Source organism: Polaromonas sp. (genome assembly GCF_013817205.1).
Taxonomy (GTDB): domain Bacteria; phylum Pseudomonadota; class Gammaproteobacteria; order Burkholderiales; family Burkholderiaceae_C; genus Polaromonas.
Genome location: NZ_JACDDD010000120.1, coordinates 1 through 7481 on the forward strand (window position 1 = coordinate 1; position 7481 = coordinate 7481).

The window sequence follows — 7481 nt, forward strand, 5'->3', positions numbered from 1 at the left end:
CGCCCTTCCTGAACGTGCAGCCGGCGGACAAGTTCTTTGACCTGCTCAAGGCGGCAACGCGGCGAAGCGTGATCGAGGACCGTGAAGTGTTTGTGAGCGCGGTCGGTTCGCGCCGCGCTTCGACCTGTTTTACTTACCAATGGGAGCTGGCCGATGGCGCGCAGGTCAGATTTCAGTGCGTCGACCTTTTCGATTTCGATGCGCAAGGCCTGATCGAGACGATGACCATCGTCTATGACACGGCGCCCATCCGCGAGGCCGTCGGCGACAAGTACCGAAGCGCGCAAATCCCCTGATTCTTTCGCCCCAACCCAAGCAAAGGAGCACCCCCATGTCACTTGTACGCGTCCAACACTTCTCGATCTCGCTCGACGGTTTCGGAACCGGCGAGGGTCAAAGTCGCGATGCACCGTTCGGCCACGCTGGCGAACGGCTGCACGACTGGATGTTCGAAACCCAATGGGGTCGCCGGATGCTCGGTGAGTCTGGCGGCACGGCTGGCGTCGATGACAGTTTCCTTCGTCTTTTTACGCCGGGAATTGGCGCCGAAATCATGGGTGCCGGCAAATACGGCTACCCCGGCTGGCACGAAGATCCGGAGTGGAAGGGCCCTTGGGGCTCCAACCCACCATTTCACACACCGGTTTTTGTCCTGACCCATCACCCCCGTCCGCCGATTGAAATGGAAGGGGGCACAACCTTCCATTTCATCGACGCGTCGCCGGCTAAAGCACTTGAGGCGGCACGCAAGGCTGCGGGCGGCAAGGACATACGCATAGGCGGAGGCCCGACCATGATCCGCGAGTTCCTCAAGGCCGGACTGGTCGACCACATGCACATCGTGGTGGTCCCTATCCTGCTCGGCCGCGGTGTGCGGCTCTGGGACGGCCTGGAGAGCCTTGAGAAGAGCTACAACATCGAGTCCGTCTCGTCGCCCGTCGGGGTCACGCATATGACGTTCACCCGTGCGGCGGGTCATTGAGTCCATCAGTAAATCGCCATTGATCACTGCTTCAACCACTTCAACCACGTCAATCCAACAAGGAGAATCACATGAAATTCATGGTCCTGGTCAAAGCCACCGCCGACAGCGAAGCCGGCATCATGCCCAGCGAGAAATTGCTCGCGGAGATGGGTCGCTACAACGAAGAGCTCGTCAAGGCTGGCATCATGCAAGCTGGTGAAGGCTTGCACCCGAGTTCGAAGGGCGCCCGTGTGCGCTTTTCGGGCAAGAACCGCACGGTGATCGACGGGCCGTTCACCGAAACCAAGGAACTGGTTGCCGGCTTCTGGCTCTGGCAATGCGCCTCACTGCAGGAAGCGATTGACTGGGTCAAGCGCTGCCCCAACCCGATGCCTGGCGACTCGGAAATCGAGATCCGGCAGATCTTCGGGGCCGAAGATTTCGGCGAGGCTCTCACGCCGGAGCTGCGTGCGCAGGAAGAGCGATTGCGTGCACAGGTGGACAAGTCCAAGACTCCCTGATCGCCTCACTTGCATCCGTTTCATGCAGGCGCGAAGGCCGCCGCGTACGTGCATACGTAGTCGGCGGTGTCGATTTCATCGACCCTGCTTCGTCGTGGTATTGAAACAACCCGAACGCCCGATGGGCCTATTCTTCAGGAGAGATCAATGAAGTCACTTCGCACTCTTTTTGCCGCGCTGCTCACAGCGGCAGTGGCTTTCGCGGCGCTGCCTGCCGTTTCCCAGCCCGCGGAGGGCAAGCGCGGCGCGGACAGGCGCGCGGCGCCAGCCAGCAAGCCCGTCAAGAGCGGCTACCTCAACGTCAATGGCGTCAACTACCACTACCAGGTTCACGGTAAGGGCGAGCCGCTGTTGCTGTTGCACGGAGGGCTGGGTCAGATCGAGATGTTCGGCCCGGTATTGGCGACGCTGGCCAAAACCCGCCAGGTGATCGGCGTTGACCTGTACGGGCACGGCCGCACGGCGCTGACCGCCCGGCCCGTCAGCCTGGTGGACATGGGCGACGACATGGCGCAAATCCTCAAGCAGCTCGGCTACGGCCCGGTGGATGTGATGGGCTATTCCATGGGCGGTGGTGTCGGCTTTCGCCTTGCGGTGCAACATCCCGAGCGGGTGCGGCGCCTGGTGCTGGTGTCCGCCGACTACGCGCAGGATGGCTTCTTTCCGGAAATGCTCCCGATGCAGGCGCAAGTCGGCGCGGCGATGGCCGACATGATGAAAGAGACGCCGATGTACAAGTCCTACGCCGCGGTCGCGCCGCGTCCGCAGGATTTCCCCAAGTTGCTCGACCAGATGGGCGCGTTCATGCGCAAGCCTTACGACTATTCGGAAGACGTCAAAAAGCTTGCGATGCCAGTCATGCTGGTCTACGGCGACAGCGACATGTATCGCCCCGAGCACATCGTGAAGTTTTACCAGTTGCTGGGCGGCGGACTGAAGGACGCGGGCTGGGGCCGGGAGCACATGGCGAAGAACCGCCTGGCGATCTTGCCGGGGTTCACGCATTACGACCTGTTTCTGGCGCCGGCTCTGGTGCCGACGGTGTTGCCCTTCCTTGATGCGAAGAACAACACGGCCAGTTGGGCGCAGCAGGTCAGCGAGCGGAAGTAGAGGTAAACGGACACCTCAAAGCATCTAAAACTGCGCAACACCCACCAACTCAAACACCCCCAGAGCCCGCGCCTGCCCATTGAGCAGCACATCGACGCGGTGCTGGCCTGCATGGTGTTTGCGCGTGGTCATTTCGGCGGTGGACACCGTCTTGCTCAGCCGTACGGTCTCTTTCGGCGCAAGGCTCAGGACCTTGAGCTTGAAGACCTTGGCACTGGTTTTGCCACTGGCCTTGACGTAATGAATGCAGAAGTCCACCAGCACTTCCTGCGCCTTTGCACTGGTGTTTGACACGTCAAAGGCGATGGTGACCTTCTCGCCCATGGGCACGCGCGCGGGTGTGATGCGGGCGCGGCTCACCGCCACCTCCGCACTTTTGCCGAAGCCAAGGGCGGCCAGTGCGCCCGCCTCGCCGCGCTTGACGGCCGAGCGCAGCGCGTGCTGCACGATCCAGCGCCGCTCATCACTCGCGCCCTTGAGCCATCGCTTCGCAGTCTTCGCCAACACCTCCGGATGGTCCTTGCCGATGTCGTTGAGGTTGTTGGCGACCGAGCGGCGCACATACAGCGCCGGGTCGTCTTTCAGCAGCTCCAGCAGCTCAAGCACCGGCGCCGGGTTCTTCTGAAAGGCCGGCAGTCGACTGGCCCAGGGCAGGCGCGGCCGGCTGCCTTCAGACACCAGGCGGCGCACATGTTCGCTGGGGTCGCTGGCCCACTGCCTGAATCGTGCGAGGGTGGCGGCTTCGTGGTGTTGCAGAAAAGCGCGGATGCTGAACTCGGCAGTAAAACGCTGCGTCAGCGCATGTTGCGCGCGCATGGAGTCCTCAAAATGCGCCAGCCCGAATTGCGCCACAAACATTGTGTGCGGCAAATACAGGAAGGAGCCCAGGCTCAGGCCTGGATCGCGACCATGCGGCTGGTCCAGCGAGGCCAGCAGGATGTGGATGGCCTTCGGGTAATCAGCCGGCAAGTGCCGCTGCAGCGCCTGCGCAATGTGTTTGCCGCGCGGCATCAGGGCCAGTTCATCGTAGCCGGTGAGTGCATCGGCGACAAACCTGCGCGTATTGAAGGCCGGATGCACCGCCGTGACCATGCGGGCAATCGCTTGCGGCACATCGGCGCCGTACTGATTGACCAGCGGCTCAGCCATCCAGAAACTGCGCCAGGGCCTGCACGGTGTTGGTAGCGGCGCCGCGGTGCTGCGTGGCAAAGCCCAGGCCGGCGTCGGCCGCAGCCTGCTGCGTGGCGGGGCGTGACAGCATGGTGCGGGCGCTGCGCACGGCTTCGTCCATGTCAGCCACACGGCGCGCGGCGCCCGCCGCTTCTGCCAGCTCGGACACCTCGGCAAAGTTGAAGGTGTGCGGCCCCATGATGACAGGGCAGCCGCAGGCAGCGGCCTCGATCAGGTTCTGCCCGCCCAGGGGCGCGAAGCTGCCGCCCAGCAGGGCGACGTCACTTATCGCGTAATACAGCGCCATCTCGCCGAGGGAGTCCCCGAGCCAGACATCGGCGGACTGCGGCGCGCCATTCCACGCCGAGCGCCGCGCGACCGACAGCCCGTGTTTCACCGCCAGCGCCTCGACCTCGTCAAAGCGCTGCGGATGGCGCGGCACGACGAGGATCTGCAGATGTGCACCCGCTATGGTATTGATAGCTGGTTGCGCCCGACTGGAAAGGGCCAGGGCCACAATCTTCTTGAAAAATTCATCCTCTTCACCTTCACGCGAACTGGCCAGCATCAGCACCGGCTGGCCCAGCGCCCGGCGCCAGGCGCGGCCCTGCGCCTGCTGCGCCTCATCCGGTGTGGCGTCGAACTTGAGGTTGCCAAACACCCCCTGCACCGTGGCGCCGAGTTCGCGCAGGCGCTGTGCGTCGTTGTCGCTCTGCGCATAAACCGCCGACAACCTGGCATAGGCCGGCCGCGACAAGGGGGCGATGCGTGTGGCCTGCTGCAGCGACTTGTCAGACAAACGCGCATTGACCAGCGCCACGGGCACGCTCTGCGCCTGCGCGCAAGCCATGGTGTTGGGCCAGACCTCGGTTTCCAGCAACAGGCCCAGGCGCGGCTTGAAGTGCGCAAAAAAGCGTGCGGCAGCGCCTTCGCTGTCCCAGGGCTGCCAGACCTGCACATCACCTTCGCGCAGCAGGCCGGCGCCCTCGGCGCGGCCGGTGGCCGTGCCATGCGTCAGCAGCACGCGCAGGCCGGGCCAGCGCTTGCGCAGCGCGGCCAGCAGAATGCCGGCGGTACGCGTTTCGCCCAGCGATACCGCGTGGACCCAGACCAACTCGGGCCGCACTTCGGCGGGCTGCGAGTAAACGCCGAAACGCTCATCCACGGCTTCCAGGTAGCCGGCCTCGGCCTGGCCACGGCGCTGCAGCTTGCGCCGCAGGAAAGGCTGGGCCGCCCACATCAGCAGCGAGTAGAGCTTGCGAATGACATCTTCTATCACGCCGCGCCCTCGTGCCTGTCCGGCGACCGGCAGGCCAGCCACGCATCCCACACCTGCGCCACCGTCGGGCAGGGTTGCGCAAACACGCTGCGCTGGCGGGCGCCCTCGCCTGCCGTAGTCGCGGGCAGCGGGCCGGTGCGCCAGGCGGTGTCAAAGTTGTAGATCTGCACATGCGGCAGATCCAGCGCGACGGCGATGTGACTCAGGCCGCTGTCCACGCCGATGACGCCGGCGCACTGCGCGAGTTGCTGCGTGAGTTGGTCAAGTGCAAGCCTCGGCAACACGGCGGCTTTGTCTTCCGCTGTGTTCAAAACCTGAGCAATCGCCCGGCTGGTGGCCAGCTCATCATCGCTGCCGTGCGGCAGCACGATCTGGTAACCATGGGCAATCAGTTGCCGGCCCAGCGCTATCCAGTTTTCCAGGGGCCAGAGCTTGTCGGTGCGCGAGGTCCCGTGCGCGAATGCTATGGTTTCAGGAGCGGATTGCTCAATATCCGTGAGGGCTGGAGGCCGATTTAGCCCGTAATCCGCGCGTGTTACCGGGGTGTAGCCGAGCGCACGCGCAGCCAGCTCGCGCCCGCGCACCACCGCGTGGCTGCGCGCAGGCAGCGTGACGGCCACGTCCGCGACCCAGCGCGTAGGGGCCTCATAACCCGAACCCTCTGTCTGGTTGGCCATGGCGTAACGTTTGCCGCCGGGCGCCAGCCGCGCCAGCCAGGCCACCAGCGCCGACTTGGTCAGGCCCTGCAAGTCGATCACCGCGTCATAGGACTGGCTTTGCAGCTCGTGCCGGAAAGCCCGCCAGGCGATACGCGTGGCCGCGCTGAAGGGCGCCTTGCGCCAGCGCCGCAGCTCACAGGGGATGACGCGCTGCACACCGTCGCCCAGCAGCGGGGTCAACAGCGGCGCAAAGGCTTTTTCCACCACCCAGTCGATCTGCGCACCGGGATGCGCGGCTAGGATGTCCTGCACCACCGGCAGCGTGTGCACCACGTCGCCCAGCGATGAGAGTTTGACCAGAAGTATTTTCACGAGTCAGTCAGCCGCAACTGGACTTGGAAAGAGTTTTTTTCCCCGCGTTGTCAAGCAGGGGCCGCGGGTCCGGCTCCGTCGGCCCGCAGGCGCAGCGGCCTCCTCGGGGGGCAGGGAGCTACACGCAGTGAGCGACCGTGGGGGCATTAGTGAACAGCGGCAGCGAAGCTGGCGTCCGGCTTGACGCTGCGCAGCAACTGGAGCATATCGGTCTCGATGCGTTTGAGCGCGGCCTCGGTGTGCCCTTCAAAACGCAGCACCAGCACCGGCGTGGTGTTGGACGCGCGGATCAGGCCGAAGCCGTCCGGCCAGTCGACACGCACACCGTCGATGGTGTTGATCTTCGCCGGGGCCGGGAAATAGCCCCCACGCTCGGCACTGCCGTGTCCTCTCTGTCCCCCGAGGGGGCTTAACCCTCCTTGGGGCGGCCCGGCGACGGGTTCACTCGCCGTCTTGATGAGTTGCTCCACGACCGCGTGCGGCTCACCCTCCTTGCAGGCGACGTTGAGTTCCGGGGTGCTGAAGCTGGTCGGCAGCCCGTTGAGCAGCGCGCCGACGTCAGCCACCTTGCTCAATATCTCCAACAGGCGCGCACCGGCGTACGTGCCGTCGTCAAAACCGAACCAGCGTTCCTTGAAAAAGATGTGGCCGCTCATCTCGCCGCCCAGCGGGGAGTCGAGCTCTTTCATCTTGGCCTTGATCAACGAGTGGCCGGTCTTGTACATCAAGGGTGTGCCGCCGGCAGCTTCAATCTCTGGCGCCAGGCGCTGCGAACATTTCACGTCGTAAACAATGGTGCCGCCGGGCACGCGTGACAACACATCGCGCGCAAATAACATCATCTGGCGATCCGGATAAATGTTCTGGCCGTCACGCGTGACGATGCCCAGGCGGTCGCCGTCGCCATCAAAGGCCAGGCCTAGCTCGGCATCACCCACCTGCAGCGCGGCAATCAGGTCTTTCAGGTTCTCAGGCTTGCTCGGATCCGGGTGGTGGTTGGGGAAGTCGCCATCGACCTCGCTGAACAGCTCGGTCACCTCGCAGCCGAGGGCGCGGAAGATGCCGGGCGCCGAGGCGCCGGCGATGCCGTTGCCGGAATCAATCACCACCTTCATGGGCCGCGCCAGCTTGATGTCGGAAACAATGCGGTCGCGGTAAGGGGCCAGCACGTTGATATTGGTGATTTTTCCGGTGCGAGGTGGCGGTGTCGGGGAGGAAGAATTTTCCGACGGGCCGCCCCTAGGAAAATTAGCCCCCTCGGGGGGCAGCGTAGTACGCGAAGCGACAAGCGTGGGGGCCTCCATCATCTTGCGCAGGCCCTGGATTTCGTCACCGTAAATCGCGCGACCGGCCAGCAACATCTTGAAGCCGTTGTAGTCCTTGGGGTTGTGGCTGCCGGTGATCTG

At 64.2% G+C, this 7481-nt stretch carries 8 protein-coding genes; 4 read left to right on the plus strand and 4 right to left on the minus strand.

What is annotated here, in order from left to right; translation table 11 throughout:
* From H0W47_RS17845 to H0W47_RS17860, 4 genes are all read left to right on the plus strand, one after another.
* Positions 1-296, plus strand: a 296-nt coding sequence (locus H0W47_RS17845) for a nuclear transport factor 2 family protein (RefSeq protein WP_296926841.1), incomplete at its 5' end; no start/stop codon positions are given.
* A 35-nt stretch (positions 297-331) separates the two neighbouring features.
* Complete coding sequence (locus tag H0W47_RS17850) at positions 332-982, plus strand: dihydrofolate reductase family protein (protein WP_296926842.1); 651 nt, start codon at positions 332-334, stop codon at positions 980-982.
* Between the two features lie 71 nt (positions 983-1053).
* On the plus strand, positions 1054-1485 hold the full coding sequence (locus tag H0W47_RS17855; protein WP_296926844.1) for a YciI family protein: 432 nt from the start codon (positions 1054-1056) through the stop codon (positions 1483-1485).
* A 147-nt stretch (positions 1486-1632) separates the two neighbouring features.
* Complete coding sequence (locus tag H0W47_RS17860; RefSeq protein ID WP_296926846.1) at positions 1633-2595, plus strand: alpha/beta hydrolase; 963 nt, start codon at positions 1633-1635, stop codon at positions 2593-2595.
* A 24-nt stretch (positions 2596-2619) separates the two neighbouring features.
* Here H0W47_RS17860 and H0W47_RS17865 read toward each other — a convergent pair whose 3' ends face one another.
* The 4 genes from H0W47_RS17865 to H0W47_RS17880 form a co-directional block, all read right to left on the minus strand.
* Positions 2620-3744, minus strand: coding sequence for a DNA alkylation repair protein (locus tag H0W47_RS17865; protein ID WP_296926847.1), 1125 nt, complete (start codon positions 3742-3744; stop codon positions 2620-2622).
* Positions 3737-5041, minus strand: coding sequence for a 3-deoxy-D-manno-octulosonic acid transferase (locus tag H0W47_RS17870; RefSeq protein ID WP_296926854.1), 1305 nt, complete (start codon positions 5039-5041; stop codon positions 3737-3739). Before H0W47_RS17870 ends, H0W47_RS17865 begins: the two co-directional genes overlap by 8 nt.
* Positions 5041-6075: a lipopolysaccharide heptosyltransferase I gene (waaC, locus tag H0W47_RS17875; RefSeq protein ID WP_296926849.1), complete on the minus strand. Its 1035-nt coding sequence runs from the start codon at positions 6073-6075 to the stop codon at positions 5041-5043. The genes H0W47_RS17870 and waaC overlap by 1 nt, the downstream gene beginning before the upstream one ends.
* Positions 6076-6221: 146 nt before the next feature.
* Positions 6222-7481: phosphomannomutase/phosphoglucomutase (locus H0W47_RS17880; RefSeq protein WP_296926851.1), on the minus strand; the 1260-nt coding region annotated here is incomplete at its 5' end.

What these genes read in the sequence shown, in the direction of transcription:
- H0W47_RS17850 (WP_296926842.1), top strand. Translation starts at nt 332, where the DNA reads ATGTCACTTGTACGCGTCCAACACTTCTCGATCTCGCTCGACGGTTTC.
- H0W47_RS17855 (WP_296926844.1), top strand. Translation starts at nt 1,054, where the DNA reads ATGAAATTCATGGTCCTGGTCAAAGCCACCGCCGACAGCGAAGCCGGC.
- H0W47_RS17860 (WP_296926846.1), top strand. Translation starts at nt 1,633, where the DNA reads ATGAAGTCACTTCGCACTCTTTTTGCCGCGCTGCTCACAGCGGCAGTG.
- H0W47_RS17865 (WP_296926847.1), bottom strand. Translation starts at nt 3,744, where the DNA reads ATGGCTGAGCCGCTGGTCAATCAGTACGGCGCCGATGTGCCGCAAGCG.